This window comes from Mesotoga prima MesG1.Ag.4.2 (assembly GCF_000147715.2).
Classification (GTDB): domain Bacteria; phylum Thermotogota; class Thermotogae; order Petrotogales; family Kosmotogaceae; genus Mesotoga; species Mesotoga prima.
This window is the reverse complement of the sequence record NC_017934.1, coordinates 1,084,379-1,107,131: the sequence shown is the minus strand read 5'-3', so window position 1 is coordinate 1,107,131 and position 22,753 is coordinate 1,084,379. Positions and strand designations below refer to the sequence as shown.

Sequence of the window (22,753 nt, the reverse complement as noted above, 5' to 3'; positions counted from 1 at the left end):
CTCTGGGATGGACGAAAACGGTTTTTCAGCAGCGATCTGCAATCCACAGCAATCGCCTTGCGGATTTTTTACCTACGAAGTCGGAATTGGCCTTTGCGAAGCAAGGACTGGCTGCACTTAGCGCGACTGGCGACCACGAGCAGCTTTTCACAGATGCATCCAGGAAACTGCCTAACGATTTTTCATTTCGTTGCGTTTCCGCTTGAAGGCAGCGATGAGATCGGTTTTTCTTTCCTCACCTCTAAAGAGGGCCAGAACGTTTTTTCTGTGTCTGAAGAGTGAGAGTCCGAAGAAGGCCAGCATCCATAGGCCAACCGCATACCCCTCTGTGAGAAAGAGTATTCCGGAGAGGATAGCCAGAGCCAAGAGTGATCCGAGAGAAACGTATTGGGTAACGAGAACAATGGGAATCCAGATGCCAAAAAAGACTGCCACGTACCACGGAAGGGTTCCGGAAAGCGTTCCCACGGTACAGGCCACAGCCTTACCGCCTCTAAACTTCAGAAATATCGAGTAGCTGTGACCAACTGCTGCGAAGAAACCTATCATCATTCCTTCTGGCAGAGAGACTCCAAAGACCGCCCGAGCTATCAGTACGGGAAGAAAAGCCTTCACTCCATCGAGAATCATTGCGACGGCCCCGGCATACCCGCCCATGCTCCTTAGTACATTCGTTCCACCTACGTTTCCGCTTCCAACCTTTGTGATGTTCACACCTTTGACAAGTGGAACAATGAAACTGAATGGAATAGAGCCCATGACATATCCGACCAAGGCAAATAGAAGATACCTCATCTCTTCCTCCTGAGTTTCAAGAAGATCGGAGTCCCTTCGAATGGATCGAAATTCAAACGAATCGTATTCCTTATGCCTCGCAGATAAGGTTCGCTGAAAAGTGAAGGATCGTTCACATTTAGCATGATTATTGGGGGTCTACTGGCGATCTGCGATCCATAATAAATCTTGCCCCGTTTTTTCCCCTTACCTGGGGCAGGGGTCCCTTCAGAGTATCTTTGAAGAATGGTGTTAAGAAGTCCAGTCGGCAATCTCAGGTCGATCTTCTTGCTTACCAGCTTTATGCTGTCGATTAGCTCGTCCATTCCTTCGCCGGTCAGTGTAGAGGTAAAGATCACCGGGCTGTAATCTATGAAATAAAGATCCTGCTTGAAGGTTCTTAGTAGTGCCTTTCTTCTTCTTTCATCTACAAGATCACACTTGTTGAAAACCGCAATTGTCGCCTTCCCATTCTTTTCTGCCAGGCCAGCGATTCGCTGATCCTGATTTCCAACCCCGTCCGCCGAATCGATCACCATCACCATGATATCCGATCTCTCGAGTGCATCAATAGCCCTCATGACACTGTAGTACTCTACGTTCATAACTTTTACTTTGGACTTCTTCCTAATTCCTGCGGTGTCTATAAATGTGATTGGAATGCCATCAACCTCCACCGTCTCGTCAACAGTATCACGAGTTGTGCCGGATACTTCAGTAACTAGACTTCTTGGGCTTCCGACAATCCAGTTGAAGATCGAGGATTTTCCAGCGTTGGGCTTCCCAACAATCGCAATCTTGAGCTCAGATTCGTCATTGCTTTCTAAATGGACAGAGTGGCCCAATGTTTCCAACCTCTCAAAAATCTCGTCGAGAAGTAAATCGATATTGAGGCCGTGAGCGGCAGAAATCTTGATCGGATCTCCGAAACCAAGTGAAAAGATCTCGTTTCCCATATTTGAATAGAAAGACTCTGGATTCTCCACCTTATTTGCAACGAAGATTACTTCAATTCTCTGCTTTCTCAAGTAGTCCGCTAGCACTTGATCAGCACTAGTGAGGCCAAATCTTCCATCAACGACGAACAGAATAAGGTCACCCTCGCTCAGTAGTTCGAGGGTGACCTCTTTCATCTTTTCTTCAACTATATTCTCGGGATTTTCGAAAAGGCCACAGGTATCGACAAGCTGAAATGTTCGCTGCTGCCAGTTGACTCTACCCACTGTGAAATCACGCGTCACACCGGGAAGATCATCAACTATGGCCCTTCTACCACCAACAAGCCTATTGAAGAGAGTTGACTTTCCAACATTTGGTCGTCCAATTATCAGGACGGTAGCCACTAGAGGCTTTCTCCTTCTTCCTCGAGCTGGTTCTTTATCATTTCTCCCAAACTGTTGGAGTTAACCGATCCATTTCCGTTCAGATCCTTGAGGGCCTTATCAGTCTCGGCAGCCTCTTTGTCCTTTATAAGCTGTCTTATGGAAACTACCATGTTTCTTGTGTCGTTGTCGGGATCGTAGACAAGCCTGATTATTTTGAACTGGTCATGTCTACCAACCTGTACGGAATCTTCGATATTCTCTGTCCTTTCTAGAGAAACCTGAGAGACAGGAAGGAAGGCTTCAACTCCGTAAGAGTCAATCAAGACTATCGCGCCGGACTTCGTGAGCCTTGTGACAGTTCCAGTCACGTGGTCACCGACCGATAGTTCGGCCGAAACCTTTTCCCAGGGGTCGGAATAGGCCTGTTTTATACTCAGTCTCATTCTTCTGTTTACGGAGTCTATTGAAAGGATCTTGACTTCTATCTCGTCTCCTTCTTTCACAACATCTTCGATTCTGTCGACAAAGTTCCAGGAGACTTCGGAAACCGGTACAAATCCTGAAACATACTCTTCAAGCTCGAGAATGACGCCAGTAGGAAGTACCTTTGCAGTCTTCGCCTTGAGGATGTCACCTTCCTTGTACTTGTCGCCTATGTTCTGCCAAGGATCTCCCATAGCTTCTCTGTAAGAAAGAGAGAGAGTTCTCTTTTCCTCATTGATTTCCTTGATGGTTACTTTGACTTCGTCTCCCACTTCCACAACGCTCTTGAGATCCTTCTTGATGTTTCCCCAGAAGACTTCTGAGATGTGAACCAAACCCTCTACTCCGGGTTCGAGCGAAACAAAGAATCCGAATGGGGTGATATTCTTAACGGTTCCCACTACTGTAGAGTCAACCTCATACCTGTCTTTCAGTGTGGACCAGGGGTCTTCAGTCATCTGCTTGAGAGAAAGGGAGATTTTCTTTTCAGCTTCATCGACCCCGATTACTTTGGTCCTGACCGTCTGCCCAGGCTTGAGAAGATCGCTGATTCTTACACTGGGATCCCAACTCATCTCTGAGGCTGGAATAAGAGCGGTCACGTTGTCGTTGAGCTTGACAAAGGCGCCGAAGTTCTTGATGGATTCAACCGTTCCTTCAAGCTCCTGACCGACTTCGATCGTCTCGAAGTAAGCCTTGATAGCTTCTTCCTGGAATGCCCTTAGAGAAACAACAACGTTTATGCCGTTCCTCTGTCTCTTGAACCTTATTACCTTGAATTTCAACGTTCCCTCTGGAGCGGGATCTCCCTTTCTGATACCCGACTCGGATCCGGGTAGGAAGGCCGGGACCGTCTTAACTAATCTGACGTTGTATCCTGCCTTTGTTTCTGAAACGATCTTTCCGTCAATCGCTTTTCCTTCTCTGTAGGCCTTCTCAACCTTGCTTACTGCCTGTCTAGCATGGACCCTCTTCTCGGAGACAGTACTTCTTCCCTCTTCTTCGTTAGTCTTAATGACCATGACTTCTATCTTATCTCCAACGTTGTACTCTTCCAGTTCATTTACCAGCTGATCCGCGGGTACGAACCCGTCTAGCTTTCCGTCCATGATCACCATCAAGCCGTCTGGCTGAATGGAGAAAACCTCTGCATCCTTTCTACTTCCCTTCCTTGCTGAGGAAACATCCATCTGTTCAAATATCTCCTCCATGCTCAGGTTTTCATCTTGCCGATTCATTTTCTCTTCCATTGTTGGTTACCTCCCTCTTATTGTCTATGTAATCCAGTATCTTCTGGATTTGCTCGTACGGAGTTGATGTGCCGCTAATTATGGCAACCTTCCCCATATCGCCTTGAGGAAGATCAGTCAGCTCTGTTACATGTAGTGCCCTCTTACCGAGTCTTTGGACTATTTCTACCAGTTTCTTTGTGTTTGAGCTGTTTTTTCCACCTATCACAATTACCGTATCGGAAATCTTTGCCAGACGTTCGGCTTCAGATTCACGCTGTATTGTAACCTTGCAAATCGTATTATAAACAGCGACACGTTCTCCAAGACGCGATTTCGCGAACCCTGAGAAGTTCTCAAATTCCAGACTGCTCATTGTCGTTTGAGAGACAATTGCAATTTGGTCAAGTCCTTCTAATTTTTTTAGAACTTCCTCGTAGTTCTCTCCGGGTTCGACTATGAGATACCTATTCAGTCTACCTGAAAGAGCAGTTACTTCGGCATGGTTCTTCTTTCCATATACCACAATAAAACTGCCTTGCCGCTGAAGATCTACAGCCAGGCTAAATACATTGTACACTATAGGGCAGGTCAGATCTATTACTTCATCGAAAACACGCCGTAATTTCTCTTCCGAAGCAGGGTCGATTCCATGAGCCCTGATTATTGCGACACCTTCATGTCTTCCAGATAAAATGCAGTCATCTATTACTTCTAGACCCAGCTGCTTTAGATCGTCCATCACTTTCTCGTTATGAACGATTTCTCCTGTTGCATATACCTTCTTTCCCGACTTAAGCAGTTTCACAGCCTCACTGACAGCCCTGTCGACTCCGTAGCAGAAGCCTACTGACCTTGCAAGGTGGACTCTCTGTCGCTTCTCCGCCAGTGATACGATTCTTGAAACAACTTCTTCAATACTCATACCTGTAGTGTCCAGAATTATGGCATCCGAGGCCGCCTTTAGTGGGGCAACGGATCTCGTCGAGTCGTTAAGATCCCTTCTTTCTATCTCTGCGAGAATTTCGTCATAGGTAGCTTCTACCCCACTGGATTTCAGCTGCTTAACTCTCCTTCTGGCTCTTTCGCCGGCAGATGCAGTAAGAAATATTTTAAGCTCAGCTTCGGGAATAACAACAGTACCGATGTCTCGCCCTTCCATAACAACGTTTCCCTGCTTTGAAAGCGTCCTCTGCTGCTCAGTCAAAAAATCTCGTACATAAGAATACTTTGCGATATCTGAGGAAAGGAGCGAAACCTCTCTGGTTCTTATCTCGTCACCAAGCGGGCTTCCGTCTAGGATGATACCGGAATCCGAAAGCGAGAAATACGTATGGCTCATCAGTTCAGCCATTTCATCGGCGTTGGAAAAGGAAATTCCGGCTTTCTTGGCCTTCAGAGCGAGTGCTCTGTACATTGCACCCGTGTCAATATAAACAAAATCCAGTTTCTCAGCAACCAGCCTTGCAACAGTAGATTTTCCCGATGCCGCCGGCCCGTCGATGGCGATCCTCAACTTCAGTTCTCCGTATCTTTCAACTGTAGTTTAAGCAAATCAAGCTGCTTCTGCGAAACCTCGGAAGGTGCGGAGGTCATCAGATCTGCGCCGCTGGCGACCTTCGGAAATGCTATTACTTCCCTTATAGACTGAGCGCCAACGATGATTGCGATGATTCTATCTAGACCGGGAGCAATTCCTGCGTGAGGAGGTGGACCGTATTTGAAGGCTTCTAGCAGATAGCCGAATTTCTCCGTCGCCTCTTCCCGTGAAAGCCCAATTAGATCAAATACCCTGCTTTGAATATCTCTCCTGTGAATCCTGACTGAACCGCTCGCTATTTCGTAACCGTTGAGAACTAGATCATAGGCTTTCGATCTAACTTTCAAAGGATCACTTTCTCCATATTTCTCAAGATCTTCCAGATCCGGCATAGTAAAGGGATGATGCTCGGCCTCTATCCTTTGCTCTTCTTCGTTGTAGGAAAACATGGGAAAATCCGTTACCCAAAGAAACTCAAATCCCTCTACCGAGAACTCTTCCTCTTTAATAATCTTGTTCCTCATCTGTCCTAGAGCCTTTGAAAGCGGAAGCCCCTCTCCTAGGCTGAATAGAATCAGGTCGTTTTCATTCGCAGCGAAAAGAGAGACCAATGACGAGAGCTCTTCTGGACAGTGCTTAAGTATAGATGACTTCAGACCGTCACCCTCAACTTTCAGCCACATCAAACCTCCAAGACCGCTCTCTTTTGCAAATGCGGTGTATTCGTCGAGCTTTTTTCTTGAAAATCTATCGGCCTTGTTTTCTACGATAAAACCCTTGACTTTCTCGCCCTTGTCTATAGAATCAGAGATAACTTTGAAAGCCGTTTTTTCGAAGATCGAAGTAATATCGTGAATCTTCATTCCATATCTAGTATCGGGTTTGTCGCTGCCGTAGAACTCAACGACCTCCTGATACGTGAATCTCCTGAACGGTGTACTGATATCGGCGGAAGCTGCCTTCTCAAACGCATATTTCATCAAGCCTTCGGTCATCGAGAAGACATCTTCCTCATCTGCAAAGGACATCTCCAAGTCGATCTGCGTGAACTCCGGCTGCCTGTCGGCCCTGAAGTCCTCGTCTCTGAAGCATTTGGCAATCTGATAGTATCTATCGAAACCGGCAACCATGAGCAGCTGTTTGAATATCTGAGGAGATTGTGGAAGAGCATAGAACTTGCCTGCCTTTAGACGAGAGGGCACGAGGAAATCTCTTGCCCCTTCTGGGGTGGATTTTCCCAGGATCGGTGTTTCCACATCTACAAAGCCGTTATTGTTAAGGTACTCTCTAACGGCCTGAACGAATCTATGTCGGGTAAGAATGTTTCTTTGCATCTTTGGCCGTCTTAGATCAAGGTATCTATAACGAAGATGCATCTCTTCGGCCGACTCTTCATCGATATTTATGTAAATCGGCGGCACTTCGGCATCTGAAAGTATTCCCATCTCCGAGGCCACAATCTCTATCTCCCCAGTGGGAAGCCTAAGATTGATTGCATCATCGGGTCTTTTCCTAACGGAGCCAGTTACGGAAATGCAAAACTCGTTCCCCAACTTCAACGCCATGTTGTAAAGCTCATTATCTTGAGGATCAAAGACCACCTGTGTGAAACCATATCTATCTCTCACCTGAACAAACTTGATTCCGCCGAGGTCTCTTATACGATCGACCCAGCCGTTCAATGTAACTACTGTCCCCGTGTCGGAAGCCCTCAATTCCCCACAGGTGTGCGTTCTTTTCTTCAACTCCAACACCTCCCACAGAGATAATATTACCATGCCAGTTTCTAGGATGGAATCTAGATTTGTGGTAGAATCATTTAGAATATTTCCTTCGGGGAGGTGTAGAAATTGAAAATGAAAGTTTTACTTGCCTCACTGCTTATTCTCGGTCTGGCATTTACTTCAGCATTCGCTGCGGTCAATTACGTTGATGTTAGTTCAAATCACTGGGCTTACGATGCCGTGATGAAGCTTTCTGACCTCGGTATTCTAACCGGGATTGTGCAGGCCGACGGCAAAACTTATTTCAATGGAAACGATGCTCTGACAAGGTATCAGACGGCTGTCATGTTAAAGAAGACGCTCGATTACGTTGAACTGAACTTCGCCAGGCAGGGTACCGTCCCCCAGAACGGAGCGGTAGATGGTACGGTTATGTCAAGACTTGAAGCTTTGGAACTGGCTTTGACGGATTCCACCGGAAGACTTATCGACACCATGGATCTACAGCTGAGAATAACCGCTCTCGAAAACAGAATTAGCTCTCTGGGAATCTCTACAAACGGGAGTGTATCTCAGAGCACTGTCGAATCACTCAGACAGCAGATCATGAAATTCGTTGAAGATCTTTCCTTGACCACCAAAAAGCTGGACATGCTTGCTCTTGATGTACAGAATGTACAGAACAGCATGTCTGATCTCACGGTTATGGAATCAAAGGTCAACGATGCCGTTAGAAGAGTTGACACACTCAGTGGCAACGTAAGTATGATACAGAGCAGTATTTCTTCAAACGAAAGGGCTATTTCGACTCTTGATTCAACTGTAAGGTCATTGTCTTCTTCGTTAAGTGACTATGATGCCAAACTCAGCACAATAATCAACAGGGCATCTGCAAATGCAATCGAAATTGCATCGATCAAGGAATCAATGACGACACTTTCTGGCGATGTGCTGAGCGTGAGAGATCTCCAGAACAAGATCTCTTCTCTTGAAGATCAGATTGCTAATGTGAAGCTTCCTACCGAGGCGATTGATAAGCTTGATTATCTTTCGGCAAGAGTGAACGCGATTTCTTCGGATTACGCAAAAATCGGAGATCTCCAGAACTACGTGACCAAGACCGACCTTAAGGCAAACTTGAATCTTTATGCTGGGATCGACGAGCTTGCGCAGGTTAAAAACTCCAGCGAAGTGTTGTATAAGGATCTCCAAACCCTGAGAGACGACTTCGCTTCTGAAACCGGAATTATCAAGAGCGATATTGGAAATCTCCAAAGAAGCATCAATGCGATAAACGAAATCGTTACTATCCATGAAAATGAACTCGCTTCTCTAAAGTCTTCGGTTAGCACTGTATCCACTCTCAGGAGCGACCTTAACGCTCTGAATTCCAAGTTCAACGCTCTTACCGATCAGCAGTCGAAGAACTTTGCTGCAACACAGGCTAGCATCGGTGATCTCGAGGCAAGGATTAATGAGAATATGGATATGCTTAACGTGACCGTCGACGCGAGTCTTTCCAGAATCTCTCTTGGAATGGATACGGTTAACACACAGCTAGGAAAGAACGAAAGTGAGATCAAGGCACTGAAGACCAGAGCGGATTCACTAGAATCGAGGCTAAACACAACGGTAGTCAATCTTGAAAGATACCTCAAAATTAGCGACCTTGAGACTCAGCCTGTTATTGTGAATCTCTCGGAAAGAGTAGCCGAGATCAACAAGGCCACTGTTGACGCCGCCACAAAACAGGATGTTGAAGCACTTCAGAAAAAGACTTCACCCTGGCTGATTCTCTCTACAGTAAGTTCGCTTGCTGCTCTAGGAATATCCATATGGGTTCTTATTGATTCAGGAATAAGATAGTAGAATAGCTTTCGTAATGATTGACCCGGGGTTTAACCCCGGGTTTTTGCTATAATTGAAGCTGACGAGTTGTTGCTGGAGGTGCTTATGAAAGTCGCAGAGATTTCTTCACTAGGTAAACACATAAATGAACACGTACAGATCAGGGGTTGGCTGAGAAGAAAAAGATCGAGTGGGAAGATCCAGTTCCTCTTCTTGAGGGATGGTTCCGGATTCGTTCAGGCAATCGTAGAGAAGTCAAGCGTGCCCGAGAGCGTCTTTCAGGTTGCGGCCTCCTTGAAAATGGAGTCAAGCCTTATAGTCACCGGTCTTGTAAAGGCCGAGGAAAGAGCTCCCGGCGGAGTCGAAGTATTGGTGGAGGACGTCGAAATTCTTCAGATCCCTGAAAAGGACTTTCCAATTAACAAGCCTGACCACTCGATTGATTTTCTTATGGACAACAGGCATCTTTGGCTGAGGACTCAGCGGCAGACCCATGTTCTTAAGATTCGTCATGAGATAATACGTGCCGTCAGAGAGTTTTACAATGATCGGGGCTTTGTCCTGGTAGACACCCCGATATTCACCGGGTCAATTGGAGAAAGCGCCGGAAATACATTCGAAATAGACTACTTCGATTATGGAAAGGCATATCTAGCGCAGACGGGACAGCTTTACCTTGAAGCGGCCGCTATGGCTCTTGGAAAGGTCTATAATCTTGGACCAACTTTCAGAGCAGAAAAATCAAAGACAAGAAGACATCTCATAGAGTTCTGGATGAACGAAGCAGAAGTCGCGTATTACGGGCACGACGATAATATCAAGCTTCAGGAGGATCTCGTCACCTATGTCGTTAAGAAAACTCTCGAAAGAGCCGGAGAGTATCTTCGCTCTGTTGGACGAGATACGTCGAGACTAGAGAAGATCGAGACTCCATTCCCTAGAATAACCTATGACGAGGCAATAAAGCTTCTGGTAAAGAAGGGGTTCGATATCAAATGGGGAGACGACATCGGAGGCGATGAAGAAACGGCAATTGCAAATGAGTTCGAAAAACCGGTTGTTGTCGAACGGTACCCAAGAATGATGAAAGCCTTCTACATGCAGCCCGATCCCGAGAGACCGGAAGTAGTCCTATGTGATGACATGCTGGCCCCAGAAGGCTATGGAGAGATAATCGGGGCTTCTGAGAGAATTCACGACCGCGACTTGCTTGTCGAAAGAATACAGGAGTATGGTCTCGATGTCGAATCATACGACTGGTATCTCGACCTGCGAGACTATGGTACGGTTCCACACAGCGGCTTCGGTATGGGAATCGAAAGAATTGTTGCATGGATTGCAGGTCTTGAACACATCAGAGAAGCGATACCCTTTGCAAGAACGCTCTACAGGATTCATCCTTAGGAGGTTATATGCGAGAAGAACGCTTCCTTACGCCCGGCGAGGTACAAGAGGATAATTCAATCAAGAGTCTTAGGCCTAAGACTCTACAGGAGTATATTGGTCAGAACCAGATAAGGCAAAGGCTTCGAGTGGCGATTGAGGCTGCAAAGGTACGGCGTGAAGCCCTTGACCACACACTGCTGGCCGGCCCCCCGGGACTGGGAAAGACTACTCTTGCCCATATAATCGCTAACGAGCTGGGATCTGAGATATACGTTACTTCAGGACCTGTCATAGAGAAGCAAGGAGATCTGGCCGCAATTCTAACCGGCCTGGAGCGAGACGATGTGCTTTTCATAGATGAAATTCACAGACTGAACAGAAGCGTTGAAGAGATACTGTATTCGGCTATGGAGGATTTTCAGCTTGACATAATGATTGGTAAGGGACCAAGCGCGAGATCTATACGTCTCGATCTGAATCCCTTCACTCTAGTTGGTGCAACTACGAGAAGCGGTTTCATAGGGGCTCCTCTTCGAAATAGGTTCGGTATGATACTCGAAATGGAGTTCTATCCGGACAGGGATCTAAAGCAGATTATTCTACGCTCTGCCACCCTTTTGGGGACTTCGATTCGGGACGATGCAGCCCTTCTGCTCGCAAGAAGGTCGCGAGGTACCCCAAGAATCGCAAATAGGCTGTTAAGGAGAGTAAGAGACATCGTCACCGTTGAAGGTGAAAGCGAAATCACCATGGAGACCGTTGAATCGGCAATGACTCTGCTTTCAATAGATTCGGAAGGACTCGATTCAATGGACAAAAAACTCTTATCGATTCTCATTGAAAGCTATAACGGCGGACCTGCAGGTGTAAAGGCCATTGCCGCTTCGCTAGGAATTGAGCCGGAAACAATAAGCGAAGTATATGAACCATTCTTACTTCAGAGTGGATTCCTCGTAAGGACAAGTCGGGGAAGGATGGTTACGGAAAAGGCATACAGGCACCTCGGCCTCCCCCTTGAGGGAAGAAATACTCCGCTCTGGAACTACGCTGATCATAGAGAAGAGGTAGAGGAATAGGATGGCTGTTTCTTCGGACAGGCCCATCTATACCGGAACCTGTAAGTCGACAAGGCCATTTTTGCTGGATAATCTTTTGTTTTATAAGAGCATTTTCAGAGTTTGCTTAGGAGAAAGTTTTCCTTCATTTATCGCGGGGTGAGAGTTATGAAGGCTGCAGTGTTCTACAACAGAACCAGAATCTCCGCCGAGATGCTTGACTGGCTTTCAAGAGAGATAGAATTACATAAGATCGATACTTCCTTCTGCGAAGATCGTGCTTCCTGTTCCGTTCCGGAGCAGGATGTCATCCTTACGTTTGGGGGAGACGGAACGGTCCTCGAGGCAGTACAGATGGCTGTTCTCAACAATCTTCCCATCATGAGCTTCAGAGTTGGTAGTGTCGGATTCCTAGCTGCCTTTGAACTCAGCATGCTGCATACGGCCCTCGACCTTTTGCAGGAGGGAAAACTCGATGGTGTCGATAGGAATGTAATGGAGATAAGCCTTGATGGAACCGTAAGATATGCTCTCAACGATTGCGTCGTCGAGCGTTCAACACCAAGCAGGACTGTCTCCTTGTCAGTAGAAATATCAGGGCAAAGCAGCTACCAAGTCGTAGGCGATGGCATAATCTTTGCCACAAATACGGGCTCCACTGCTTATACGATGGCGGCGGGCGGCGCACTTGTTGATCCCGAGGCCAATTGCTTCCAGATAACGCCAATATGCCCCCATAATCCCTTCGTTGGATCGATAGTCATAGGAGCCTCTAGAAAAGTGAGAATGGAAGTGAAACAAGACAAGGGCTTTCCTCTAGAAGCCTATGTGGATGGGGAGCTCGTCTCTGAACTGAGGACCGGGGAAACCATTGAAGTTTCACTCTCAGATAGAAAGGTGACTCTTCTCAGGGAAGGAAGCTTCGATTTCGTCGCTTTGCTCAAGAGAAGGCTCGCTTTTGGAGGTCGGCTTAAGGATGATATCTAAAGTAGGCCTTGAAAGAATAGGTAATTTGAGAATCGAGATCTTGAGAATGGCCAGGTATGTCCAGAGCATCTTCAACAAGACAATGGTCGCAGTACTAGAGCGAAATGAACACCAGGCGAGAGATGTGATATATTCCGATTCTGTGATAGATTACCATCAGGTGGAGCTGCAGGCAATGATAATTGGTCTAACGGGTATATTGACTCCAACTGGCAAAGAGCTGAGGCTTTTGACGCTCTCAATGAATATCGTCAGTGCCCTGGAGAGAATAGGTGATAAGTGTGTCTTCATTTGCGAGACAAGTCTTTCACTTTCGAAGAGACCGCCTATCGGATACTACGACAAGATGAAGTCTATGTTTGAATCTGTCTCGATTATGACTAAGGGAGCAATAGACAATCTCGTTGAACCATCTCTGTCTGAAGCAGAGAGGCTCTGTAAGAGCGATGACGCTATTGATCGAATGCAAGAAGAGGTGAAGTCTGATCTGATTCGTTATTGCGAGCAATCGCCTTCGGTTGTTGGTAGGGCGTTTGACCTTATGATGATCTTCTGTGCACTGGAAGAGATTGCCGATCTTTCAACGGAATTGATGGAAGCGGCAGTTTACATAGAAACTGGAAGACACTATAGATGCGTTAACGACGATTTCAAGCCTGTGGATTTTGAAACCCAGAATGAAGAGGGGTGATTCTTCTTGAAGACTCTTATAAAGTATATAGGAGCTCAAGCGTTGGGTTCGATATTTGTTGGTCTCGCGGGGTTCATAATCTTCGTAAGTTTGGAGCTGCTTTACTATCTCTCAGATATGATTATAAGATACAAGGTTGGAATCGATAAACTCTTTCTACTCATTTATTACAATCTTCCCGAGTTTATTGTCCTGGGAATTCCAGTGGGAATACTCCTTGCGATATTCTGGGTACTTTCAAGAATGCGCTCAGACAACGAACTGATTGCCCTTCAAACCCACGGCATATCCTTGAAGAGGTTGGTTATACCCTTTCTTCTCATAGGTATTATTTTCAGTGGCTTTGCTTATCTCTTGAACGACTATCTCGTACCGGCAGCTTCGACAAAGGCAAATGAGGCGATGGCGAGATTCGTCTACAAGCAACCGGAAGTTACTCTCAAGGAAAACGTATTTATGCAGGATAGCCAGGGAAGAATGATCTACGTGAGGAGAATCGATCAGGATACGAAAGAGCTCAAGAACGTCTCCATATATGAAGTTTCGAGGGGTCAAGTTACGCTTACAACGGCGGAAAGCGCGGTAATCTCTTCGAACAAATGGATTTTGAGCAAAGCTAATATCTATCAGACAGACGAATCGGGCTTTCTTGGCGTTGAGATGCAGTTTGGCACTGCCGAGTTCGAAATAGATGAAGATATCGAACGTTATCTGGCCAGCTTCAAATCTCCAAAGGAAAAGACAAGTAAAGAACTGAGGGATGATATCGAAGCCTTCAAGAATACGGGGATCAATACCTCCTCGCTCGAGGTCGCTCTGCAAGAGAAGTACTCAATGTCCATCGCTCCTCTCGTCATTGTTCTTCTTGGCGTTCCTGTTTCGTTGATGTTCAATCTTCAGTCTAAGTCATGGTCTGTCATACTCACCTTTCTTCTGGTCGTCATCTATCAGGGATCGGGAGCCTGGTTGAGTGGAATGGGAAAGGAGAACCTTATAAACCCATCCCTGGCACCATGGATACCGAATATTACCTTTTCTATACTTGGTGTGATAATATACTCCCTCATCGATACTAAAGCCAGTTATAGATTGTCGGAGCTGTTTACAAGAATAATGAAAGTATCGGCAATTGTTCTTCTTCTTCTCGTTCCCGGTCTCCTTGAAGGATCTAATGTGAAGATCGTCGGAGGTACAATTGCCGGAACCAAGAGTGGCAGGGAGATACTACTTGGTGGTGGAGTCAAGGTAGAGTATTTCAGCGAGACCATGAACGCTACGATTGAAGCCTCCAATGCTTCGATACTAAATGTGGATTCCACTCCGGAATCGATCTCCTTCTGGGGAAACGTGAAGATGCTCAGTGATGAGACCACTATTCTCTCGGACAGGCTGATTCTAGACTTGACAAATGAGCGCGTCGAAAGTATGCAGGTTTACTCTAGAACGGAACTTGAGGTTCCGGCCGCCAGAGGCGATACTTCAAAAACCGGTTCGAAGGTACCGTTTTATGTCTTCGGTGACTATGTGCAGTCGACTATGGAAGCATCTCCTACCTTCAATATTGGAGAAGGATATGTAACTACATGTGACAAGACCCACCCCCATTACCGCTTCAGAGTCTCCTCCGCGGTAGTTACACCTGGAAAGGGAATGTCGGTGCAGAACATGCTTATGTATATCGGCAATGTTCCTGTATTCTATCTTCCAGCTTATTACTTTCCTCTCGACGACCCAGAACGAAGGCCTTTCGACGTTGACCTTAGCGGCATTACCGAAGCCAAGACAAGAATAACTTTACGGTATTTAGAACTGGACTGGTTACTCCTACAGGGAACCTGGTACAGGGACTGGATTTCCACCGAAGACGCCTTCACTGCGAAGTCCGTCTTATACACACCCTTGGGAGATTTGGAACTGTTCGGGCAGTTCGGACAGCAGAAGGAAACGAGTTACGGGGCGTACGTTTTGCTAAAACCCGCTTTCGACTGGCTGAGGATTCAGGGAGGAGCCCTTTATCTTAGCGGTCCTTCGTTAAAGGAACTTCAAACTCCATTCAGTGGAATAAATCTTGGTGAAACCATCTCAAAGAACAAAGTAACTCAGCTCGATCCGTTTGCAGTCAAGGAATCAATGAATGCGACGGAGATGCAGTTGGCATATGTTCAGCTTCTCTCGCCTCAGGACTGGGAGCCTGAACTAGACGTAATTGGAGCCTTCGCAAGATACGATGATGAGAACCTTTGGATGGTGAATCTTCAAAACCTTACCGTACCATCCGATGGCAGTATTGATGCAGGTTTCTTCAAGTTAAGCACATCGGAGTTCAATGTAAACGGCCTTTTCGGTCAGAGATATGTGAATAATAAGGTGCTGTACTCTTTGAGGACCAAGGCCTCGGTTTTGAAGACGGAAAGCTCCCTTTTTGGTGCCGACGCTTCGGTAGATTCACTGAACTTCACCTTGGCCTCAAATGCGGCAACGGTAACGGAACTATTCGACCCCTCGAACATGGAGGATTTCGTGCTGGAGGTGAACAAATACCTTTTCACCGCTGGCAACCTGAAGATTGGCGGTGATATCAAGAGCACATTCGATGCTTCAACTACTGAACTCAATATCATAATGCCCTCTGACAACAAAGGAATTGGAAGAAACTACTTGACATATGCCTCGGATGACGGGAAACTGAAGGTAAACGGCAGATATGCACTGGATTTCGATTCGCTCCATGAGAAGAACAAAGATAAACTTTTCTGGATAGATCCCTTCGACATTCTTTATGACGGCTTTGTCTCGGTGGAACTTAAGTTCTATTTTGAATCTAGATACGACAAGTCATTTAAGATTGAAGGAAAGAAGCTTCGTGTGTACAAGGATATTGAGCTTTATAAAGGCGAATGGGGATTGCTTTCGGTGGATGTAATCCTAGAACCAGCTTATGAAGCTGGTTTCATATATGACTCGGAAGAGGGTTGGGAACTAACCAAAAACGAAATTCCCGTCACTCTCAAGAACGAGGTTACCTTTAGACCTTTCGATTGGTACTATGTCGGCCTTCAGTACAACCCCGTTCTTACCTATGATTTCATAAACAGGGAATGGAGGCTCGATCATCCGGGAAAACTGTTGACCGGTATCGATACGGAGATATTCAAGGCTGACTATGCCCTGGAATTGGATTACGAAGAACTAGTGGCAAGTCCAACAGAGATGAACTGGCTTGGCAAGGGAATTCTTACTACTGAGGCTGAATTCGCGTTATGGGAAGTGACTCTAGGTCAAAAGACCGAGACTGTTTTTATGCCTGTCACTTCACAGGCATCCGAGACATCATACTCGGTCACATTTGATTCCGAGGTCTTTTCTCACAGTACGAAAAGCAAGGTTTACTGGCAGACCGGCGACAAGCTTGACGACTTTGTCAACAAGGAGAGGTTGACAATCAAAGTCGCAACTGAGACCAGCTTTGAATTCACTCTCGACTGGACTTTCGACGCCTCACCAAGCGTGGCGGACGATGAAAGGATGCTCAAAGATCTTGTTTTTGGCTCCTCGATTAGAGTAAAGGACTTTGCCGAACTCGGCGTCAAGTTCAGATATCCCTATCTGTTCGGTTCGAGAAAGATCTATGATCGACTAAAAATAGAGGTCAACGATCTCTCGATAGGCGATGTTTCATGGAAAAACGCTTCGATTGACTTCACTACGGGTTTTTCTGAGTTCGACTCGAAATACAAGTATCCGGAGAAGTACTTCACAAAGTCTGAAACGCAGGCACAATTCCTGTTGTGGCAGTCAACCAGGCTGTCAGTTTTCTCACTATCTGTAGGAGAGTATTTCATTGCAACTTCAACGGCATCGGAGACCGGCGATACCGCCTATTCCTTTGGAATATCAAACGTGAAGCTCGGGAACAAGCCACTGTTGGGTGGGACCAACGCCAAGTTTGATGAATTCGGACTGTCGATGGAGCTTAGAAAGAGCGAGGATCTGTACTTCACAATGCACATTAATGAGCTTTACTTTCCTATGGGTTCCATTTCAGATACCCCAGGCGTCCTGAACAGACTCTCACTGGGAATTGACGGGAGCGGAAAGAGAAGCTTTGTCGAAATCGGGACATATGCGGGAGACATCTCAATGTGGGACGAGTCGATAGCCAAGGTCTCTCCGATGTATTTTGATCTCCACTGTATGGCACTGGAGCTTATCTTGAGATTAAGCTTTGGCAGTGATGTCACAACTATTCAGGACACAGTCGAAAGTATCGCACTAAAATACTACATAAAGGAACTGAAGGATAGATACTTTGTGATTGGCCTTTACAAGGGCGCTCCGTTCTTCAGGTTCAGATTCTGAGGTGAAAACTGTTGACTGACTATGTAAAGAGGAAAGAGCTTCTTCTTGAACTCAATTCAAAGATAAGTGACTGTAGTCTTTGTCCTTTGAGCTCATCGAGAACCAACACAGTTCCCGGTGAAGGTTCAATTGAAACTCCCGTTGTTTTTGTGGGTGAAGGTCCCGGGGCCGATGAAGATGCTTCAGGCAGGCCCTTTGTCGGCAGGGCCGGTGAGTTGCTTACAAAGATTCTGGAGTCAGTGAAACTTTCGAGAGAAGATATTTTCATAACAAATATCGTAAAGTGCAGACCTCCTAAGAACAGAGTTCCGACTGCGGAGGAACAGAAAGCCTGTTCGCCATACATGCTCTCTCAACTAGCGATAATAAGGCCAAAGCTTATCGTTGCGCTCGGAGCCACGGCACTTTCATATTTTGTGAATGAAGAGGGAATTCAGATAACAAAGGTCAGGGGACGGATTTTCGACTGGATCGGCGGAATCAAGGTCTTTGCTATGTTTCACCCTAGTTATCTTCTCAGAAATGCATCGAGGGCTCCCGGATCACCAAAAAGCCTTACCTGGGAGGACATTCAAAATGTTAGAAAGATGTATGATCAATTGCTCTCTGGCAGAAATATTGACATTTAGGAGGATAGAATGGCTGAAAATTACCTGGTTACTGGAGGAGCGGGATTCATTGGCTCGCATGTCGTTGATCACCTGATTTCATCAGGAAAAATACCAGTCGTAGTGGACAATCTTTCGAGCGGTAAGATAGAGAATCTTGATCCCAGGGCGCTGTTTTACGAGCAGGACATCACCGATCAGGAGATGATGGAAAGGGTATTCATGCTTCACAGGCCTACAGTTCTCTTTCATCTTGCAGCTCAAATAAGCGTCTCTAGATCTGTGAGAGAGCCTGAAGAAGATGCGATGGTGAATATTATCGGTTCTTTGAGGCTTCTGAAAATCGCTGCAAAATACGGCTTGAAAAAAGTGATCTTCTCTTCAACTGGTGGAGCGATTTACGGTGACGATGTGAAAAGGATCCCTACAGATGAAGAGGAACTGCCGAAACCCTTGTCACCGTATGGAATTGCAAAGTACGCAACGGAGAACTATCTCAGATTCTTTTCGAGTGAGCTTGGCATCAAATACACTGTTTTGAGATACGCAAATGTATATGGCCCCCGTCAGGATCCGTACGGAGAGGCCGGAGTTGTAGCGATCTTTTCCGAGAGAATGCTCCATAATCAAGAGGTCGTAATCTTCGGGGACGGGGAATGCGTAAGGGATTATGTATACGTTGGCGACGTCGCTAGGGCGAATCTTCTGGCGATAGAGAAATGTGAAAACACTGTGATAAACATCGGAACCGGAATTGGGACATCGGTAAACGAGTTGTTTGACATAATGAAGCCGATCGCCGGTTATTCAAGAGAAGCCGTGCACAAGGAACCACGGCCGGGTGACGTTAAGAAATCAATTCTCAACATAGAAAGGGCGAGATCCTTGCTTGGATGGGAACCTTCTACTCAGCTTGAAAGGGGGATTAAGGAGACAATTGAGTATTTCAGAAGCGGACTGGACTCCTCTCAGTGAGAGACTGAGGCCGAAAGAGTTCGACGACATTGTAGGTCAGGAGCACTTGACGGGAAAAAAGGGAATAATCCGCGGAGCAGTCGACAGCGGCAAGCTCTTTTCAATGATCCTGTATGGGCCTCCCGGCACGGGAAAAACAACGATAGGCGAAATCATTAGATCGAAGCTGGGAAATGACTACCATTTCGAGTTTTTCAGCGCAAGCTTACAGGGAACGGCAGATCTTAAGAAGCATTTTGCCCATGGGGAGAGACTGAAGAGAGTTGGGCAACAACTGGTGCTTTTTGTTGACGAGATTCATCGACTTAACAAGAGCCAGCAGGATGTCTTTCTTCCCGTAACTGAAAAGGGAATTATTATCCTCATTGGAGCGACTACAGAAAATCCTAGCTTCGAAGTCAATCCCGCCCTTCTATCTCGCTGTAGGCTGGTGATTCTTAAAGGTTTGAAGGACTCAGACATTTCGGCGCTTCTAAATAAGGCATTGGAAAAGGATCTTATCCTCAAGGAGTCCGGAGTTACTGTTGACGGTGAGGTAATTGAAGTAATCGCGCAAAGTAGTGGAGGAGATGCAAGAATTGCCCTCAATCTTCTCGATACCCTTGTCGAGAGTGCCGCTGCTCTAGACAAACCCGTTCTCGACCTTGAAGTCATGAATGAACTGTCTGTCCTGCCTGCGGGTCGTTACACAAAGAAGGGCGAAGAGCATTATGACATCGTCTCTGCATTCATCAAGAGCCTTAGGGGAAGCGATCCCGATGCGGCTCTGTACTACATGTTAAGGATGCTAGAGGGCGGTGAGGATCCTAAGTTCATCGCTCGAAGAATGGTGATCTTCTCCTCAGAAGATATTGGCCTCTCCGATCCCATGGCCCTGGTGATAGCAAACGCGGCCTTTCAGGCAGTGAATAATGTCGGCTTGCCTGAATGCATTCTGAACCTATCTGAAGCGGCAATCTATCTTTCAGTCGCAACCAAAAGCAACAGAACCTATTTGGCCATGGTGAAGGCACAAGAAAAGGTAAAGACTACCCCGAATCTAGAAATCCCTCTAAAACTAAGAAATCCGGTTACTAAGATGATGAAGGAGTTGGGCTATGGTAAAGGCTACAATTATCCGCACAACTCCGGAGGGTTTTCCCGTGAGTATTATCTGCCGGAACCGATAAAGGAGGAAGTATTCTATGTTCCAGGAAACAGTGGCAAAGAGAAATTCCTTTTTGAAAGGCTCAGGTCGTTATGGAAGGGCATGAAGAACTATCCGGAGGAAGAATGAAGAGTTTCATTCTTAGAGAAGGTAGAGTCATTCAGCTCGAAATATCCGATATAACGGAACAGGAGGTAGACGTAATCGTCAATGCCGCAAATAGTTATTTGAGACATGGAGGGGGTGTTGCTGGAGCATTAGTCAGGGCTGGAGGAAAAGAGATTCAGCTTGAGAGCGATGCCTACGTTAGGAAGAATGGCCCTCTGAAGACCTCTGAAGTCGCGGTAACGGGCGCTGGAAACCTGCTCGCAAAGAAGATAATTCACGTTTTTGGTCCTCAGTACGGAGAACTAGATCTTGAATCCAAGCTTTACTGTTCATTTGCAAACGTCCTAAAAAAAGCCGCCGAAATGACTGCTGTTACGCTTGCCACTCCGGCGATCTCAACTGGTATTTTTGGTGTTCCGGTGTCTATTTGCGCAGAGCAATTCCTAAAGTCAGTAATGGATCACTTTTCGCAAAACAAGTCTTCATCTCTGAGGCTTATAAAAATGTGCCTTCTCGACAGAAAGGCTTACGACGAGTTTCTGTCAATTGCCCTCGATTTTTTCAGTTCAATAGAATGACTCTGAAGACTCCCTCTTCCAGCAGGGATTCGGCAGTCGACTCATCTTTCGTCAACCAGACCGTGAATTTGTCGACCTCTTGATCCTTGTATTCCCTGGCAATCGGGTCGTTCTGGAGAACATAGTTATAATCCTCTTCACTTACACGCACGATCTTCGGTTCTCCCATGAAAGTAGATTCTTTGCTTCGATAATCTTCAAAGGTTGCTGTCTCGTACGCTCTCTCGCCAAGGAACCGAAGTATAGTCGTGAAGTCCTTCGCGGGAACGTAACCTGGCAGGTTAGTCAATAATGCGTTTTCGCTTGTGAAGAACCAAAATGTAGGTGTGCCTCTGATCTGAAAATAAGCATAGAGCTCACCGTATGACATCTCTTTCCATTCCTCTCCGACAACATAAGAGGCATTCCCCGGATTGCTTTTGTATATCTGGGAGAAAACGAAACCTGCTTTCAAAAGATCCTGTACGGTTTCATCTGCGAGAGTTTCCTTCACAAACTTCACACAGTAGACGCAGCTGGTATCCGAGAACATTACGATAGCTTCCTTATCTTCTATCTTGGCTAGCTTAAGCGCTGTGTCGAAATCATCTAGCATTCCGACATACGAGAATATTATTCCTGGTAAAAGTAAAACTAGTAGAAAAACAACTTTCTTCATAAATCAACCTCCCGTTGCAAACTGTAGTAAGTTAAGGTTTCCTGTCATTGTCAACAATCCGGCTGCTAGGAGAACAACGAAGACAGATACTCTGATCACTTTTCTCCATTTGCTTTCTCCTCCAAAAGAGAGCTTTGAAGTTAGCTTTGCCACCAATCCGCTTAGCGTCAGGAAGGGTATACTCAGACCCAACGAATAGACAAGAAGCATAAGCCCGCCCTCGGCAACTGCCGATTGATTGGCTGCAAGGACCAGAATGGAACCAAGAATCGGACCGGCGCAAGGCACCCAAACGAGACCAAGAACTGCTCCAAGTATGAAGCCGCTTACAGCAGAACCGCCAAATTTCCATACGTTCAAGTTTACTCCCTTCATGCCTATCTCAAAGAGATACAGGAAAGCAAACAGGACGAAGAGACCTCCAGAAATTACGTTCATCAGCACTTCATTCTGCCTGATGAAGGTTCCGAGTCCGGTCGCTCCTATACCAAGTATGAAGAAAAAGATAGACATCCCAAGAGTGAAGAATACTCCCCTGATAAAGCGAGCTTTTGCATCGGCCGCCCCACCCATAAGTACACCGAAGAAAACTGGAATCAGAGGAAGTATGCAGGGCGAGAAGAAAGAAAGTAAACCTCCCAGAAAGGCACTCCCGTAAGTGACGCTTGTTGTAACGATTGGACTTATCATTGGTGACACACCTAGAGTTCCGGTTGCTACTGCGGTCAATTCATTCATATTACCCCTCCCGGGTATAGTATAAACTATTTCCCTTGCGCCTGCAAATAACGTCTTTGTGAACTCCTGCTTGCTTGAAGAGAATTTTCCAATTTTACGTGAGAGAGCGCAAAAACGTGGCCTTGATTTGTTGGCAACTCCGATTGCAACCGAAAAGATGCCACTTACATAAAAACGGTTATCCGTCGACCGTCCACCGTTCTCCGCAGTGGATACGGATAGGGCCTTGAAGAGCGAGATCCCGTAAGGATCCCTGAACAGGTAATTTTCGGGGCAGGCTCTACGGGATGACAACCTCGGCTATTTCCTGAGTCTCCGCTCCGATCTCGGCCCATGCAGGAGCACTACGGGATGGCGGGAGGGGACACTAAGAACGAAGTCGCTAGATTTTGCCGTGCGTCTCCCAAAGCAAGCCTAAGAAATGACACCCCTTCACGTCATCCTGACAATGCTCTTGGTCAGGATCCTGTCTCTCGCGAAAAAGACCAACAGTTACAAGTTTCACGATGGAAGTTAAAAAAAAAAGAGTTATCCGTTATC

17 protein-coding genes are annotated in these 22,753 nt (G+C 46.3%); 10 read left to right on the top strand and 7 right to left on the bottom strand.

The window, feature by feature from the left end:
- Window positions 1-171: 171 nt before the first annotated feature.
- From plsY to aspS, 5 genes are read right to left on the bottom strand one after another with little or no spacing between them, the layout of a single operon-like run.
- Window positions 172-795: a glycerol-3-phosphate 1-O-acyltransferase PlsY gene (gene plsY, locus THEBA_RS05320; RefSeq protein WP_014730755.1), complete on the bottom strand. Its 624-nt coding sequence runs from the start codon at window positions 793-795 to the stop codon at window positions 172-174.
- Complete coding sequence (gene der / locus THEBA_RS05315; RefSeq protein WP_014730754.1) at window positions 792-2,117, bottom strand: ribosome biogenesis GTPase Der; 1,326 nt, start codon at window positions 2,115-2,117, stop codon at window positions 792-794. The genes plsY and der overlap by 4 nt, the downstream gene beginning before the upstream one ends.
- Window positions 2,117-3,832: a S1 RNA-binding domain-containing protein gene (locus THEBA_RS05310; RefSeq protein WP_014730753.1), complete on the bottom strand. Its 1,716-nt coding sequence runs from the start codon at window positions 3,830-3,832 to the stop codon at window positions 2,117-2,119. Before THEBA_RS05310 ends, der begins: the two co-directional genes overlap by 1 nt.
- Window positions 3,804-5,327, bottom strand: a complete 1,524-nt coding sequence (gene cmk / locus THEBA_RS05305; protein ID WP_014730752.1) for a (d)CMP kinase — start codon at window positions 5,325-5,327, stop codon at window positions 3,804-3,806. Before cmk ends, THEBA_RS05310 begins: the two co-directional genes overlap by 29 nt.
- A gap of 2 nt (window positions 5,328-5,329) precedes the next feature.
- The gene (gene aspS, locus THEBA_RS05300; protein WP_014730751.1) at window positions 5,330-7,096 is read right to left on the bottom strand and encodes an aspartate--tRNA ligase; all 1,767 of its coding nucleotides are present in this window, start codon (window positions 7,094-7,096) and stop codon (window positions 5,330-5,332) included.
- Between the two features lie 111 nt (window positions 7,097-7,207).
- On the opposite strand from aspS, the gene THEBA_RS05295 reads away from it, so the two are divergent.
- The 10 genes from THEBA_RS05295 to THEBA_RS05250 all read left to right on the top strand — a co-directional run bounded on the left by THEBA_RS05295 (window position 7,208) and on the right by THEBA_RS05250 (window position 20,817).
- Window positions 7,208-8,941 carry an S-layer homology domain-containing protein gene (locus THEBA_RS05295; RefSeq protein WP_236609243.1) on the top strand — a complete coding sequence of 578 codons (1,734 nt, stop codon included), beginning with the start codon at window positions 7,208-7,210 and terminating at the stop codon, window positions 8,939-8,941.
- An 87-nt stretch (window positions 8,942-9,028) separates the two neighbouring features.
- Complete coding sequence (gene asnS, locus THEBA_RS05290) at window positions 9,029-10,327, top strand: asparagine--tRNA ligase (protein WP_006492779.1); 1,299 nt, start codon at window positions 9,029-9,031, stop codon at window positions 10,325-10,327.
- An 8-nt stretch (window positions 10,328-10,335) separates the two neighbouring features.
- On the top strand, window positions 10,336-11,385 hold the full coding sequence (gene ruvB / locus THEBA_RS05285; RefSeq protein WP_006492778.1) for a Holliday junction branch migration DNA helicase RuvB: 1,050 nt from the start codon (window positions 10,336-10,338) through the stop codon (window positions 11,383-11,385).
- A gap of 147 nt (window positions 11,386-11,532) precedes the next feature.
- Complete coding sequence (locus tag THEBA_RS05280) at window positions 11,533-12,351, top strand: NAD(+)/NADH kinase (RefSeq protein ID WP_049794041.1); 819 nt, start codon at window positions 11,533-11,535, stop codon at window positions 12,349-12,351.
- Entirely contained in the window at window positions 12,341-13,042 is a 702-nt protein-coding gene (locus THEBA_RS05275; protein WP_014730748.1) for a phosphate signaling complex PhoU family protein, read from the top strand. The genes THEBA_RS05280 and THEBA_RS05275 overlap by 11 nt, the downstream gene beginning before the upstream one ends.
- A 6-nt stretch (window positions 13,043-13,048) precedes the next feature.
- Window positions 13,049-17,401: an LptF/LptG family permease gene (locus tag THEBA_RS05270; protein WP_041928088.1), complete on the top strand. Its 4,353-nt coding sequence runs from the start codon at window positions 13,049-13,051 to the stop codon at window positions 17,399-17,401.
- 11 nt (window positions 17,402-17,412) lie between these two features.
- Window positions 17,413-18,030: a uracil-DNA glycosylase gene (locus tag THEBA_RS05265; protein WP_014730746.1), complete on the top strand. Its 618-nt coding sequence runs from the start codon at window positions 17,413-17,415 to the stop codon at window positions 18,028-18,030.
- A 9-nt stretch (window positions 18,031-18,039) separates the two neighbouring features.
- Window positions 18,040-18,984 carry an NAD-dependent epimerase/dehydratase family protein gene (locus tag THEBA_RS05260; RefSeq protein WP_006492773.1) on the top strand — a complete coding sequence of 315 codons (945 nt, stop codon included), beginning with the start codon at window positions 18,040-18,042 and terminating at the stop codon, window positions 18,982-18,984.
- Window positions 18,947-20,260 (top strand): replication-associated recombination protein A, encoded by a 1,314-nt coding sequence (locus THEBA_RS05255; RefSeq protein ID WP_014730745.1) that lies wholly within the window; start codon window positions 18,947-18,949, stop codon window positions 20,258-20,260. Before THEBA_RS05260 ends, THEBA_RS05255 begins: the two co-directional genes overlap by 38 nt.
- Window positions 20,257-20,817: a macro domain-containing protein gene (locus THEBA_RS05250; protein WP_014730744.1), complete on the top strand. Its 561-nt coding sequence runs from the start codon at window positions 20,257-20,259 to the stop codon at window positions 20,815-20,817. Before THEBA_RS05255 ends, THEBA_RS05250 begins: the two co-directional genes overlap by 4 nt.
- Here THEBA_RS05250 and THEBA_RS05245 read toward each other — a convergent pair.
- Together THEBA_RS05245 and THEBA_RS05240 are read right to left on the bottom strand one after the other, a co-directional pair.
- Window positions 20,801-21,475: a thioredoxin family protein gene (locus tag THEBA_RS05245; protein WP_014730743.1), complete on the bottom strand. Its 675-nt coding sequence runs from the start codon at window positions 21,473-21,475 to the stop codon at window positions 20,801-20,803. The two genes, THEBA_RS05250 and THEBA_RS05245, sit on opposite strands and share 17 nt — an antisense overlap.
- Window positions 21,476-21,478: 3 nt before the next feature.
- Window positions 21,479-22,213 (bottom strand): cytochrome c biogenesis CcdA family protein, encoded by a 735-nt coding sequence (locus THEBA_RS05240; protein WP_081484611.1) that lies wholly within the window; start codon window positions 22,211-22,213, stop codon window positions 21,479-21,481.
- Window positions 22,214-22,753: the final 540 nt, after the last annotated feature.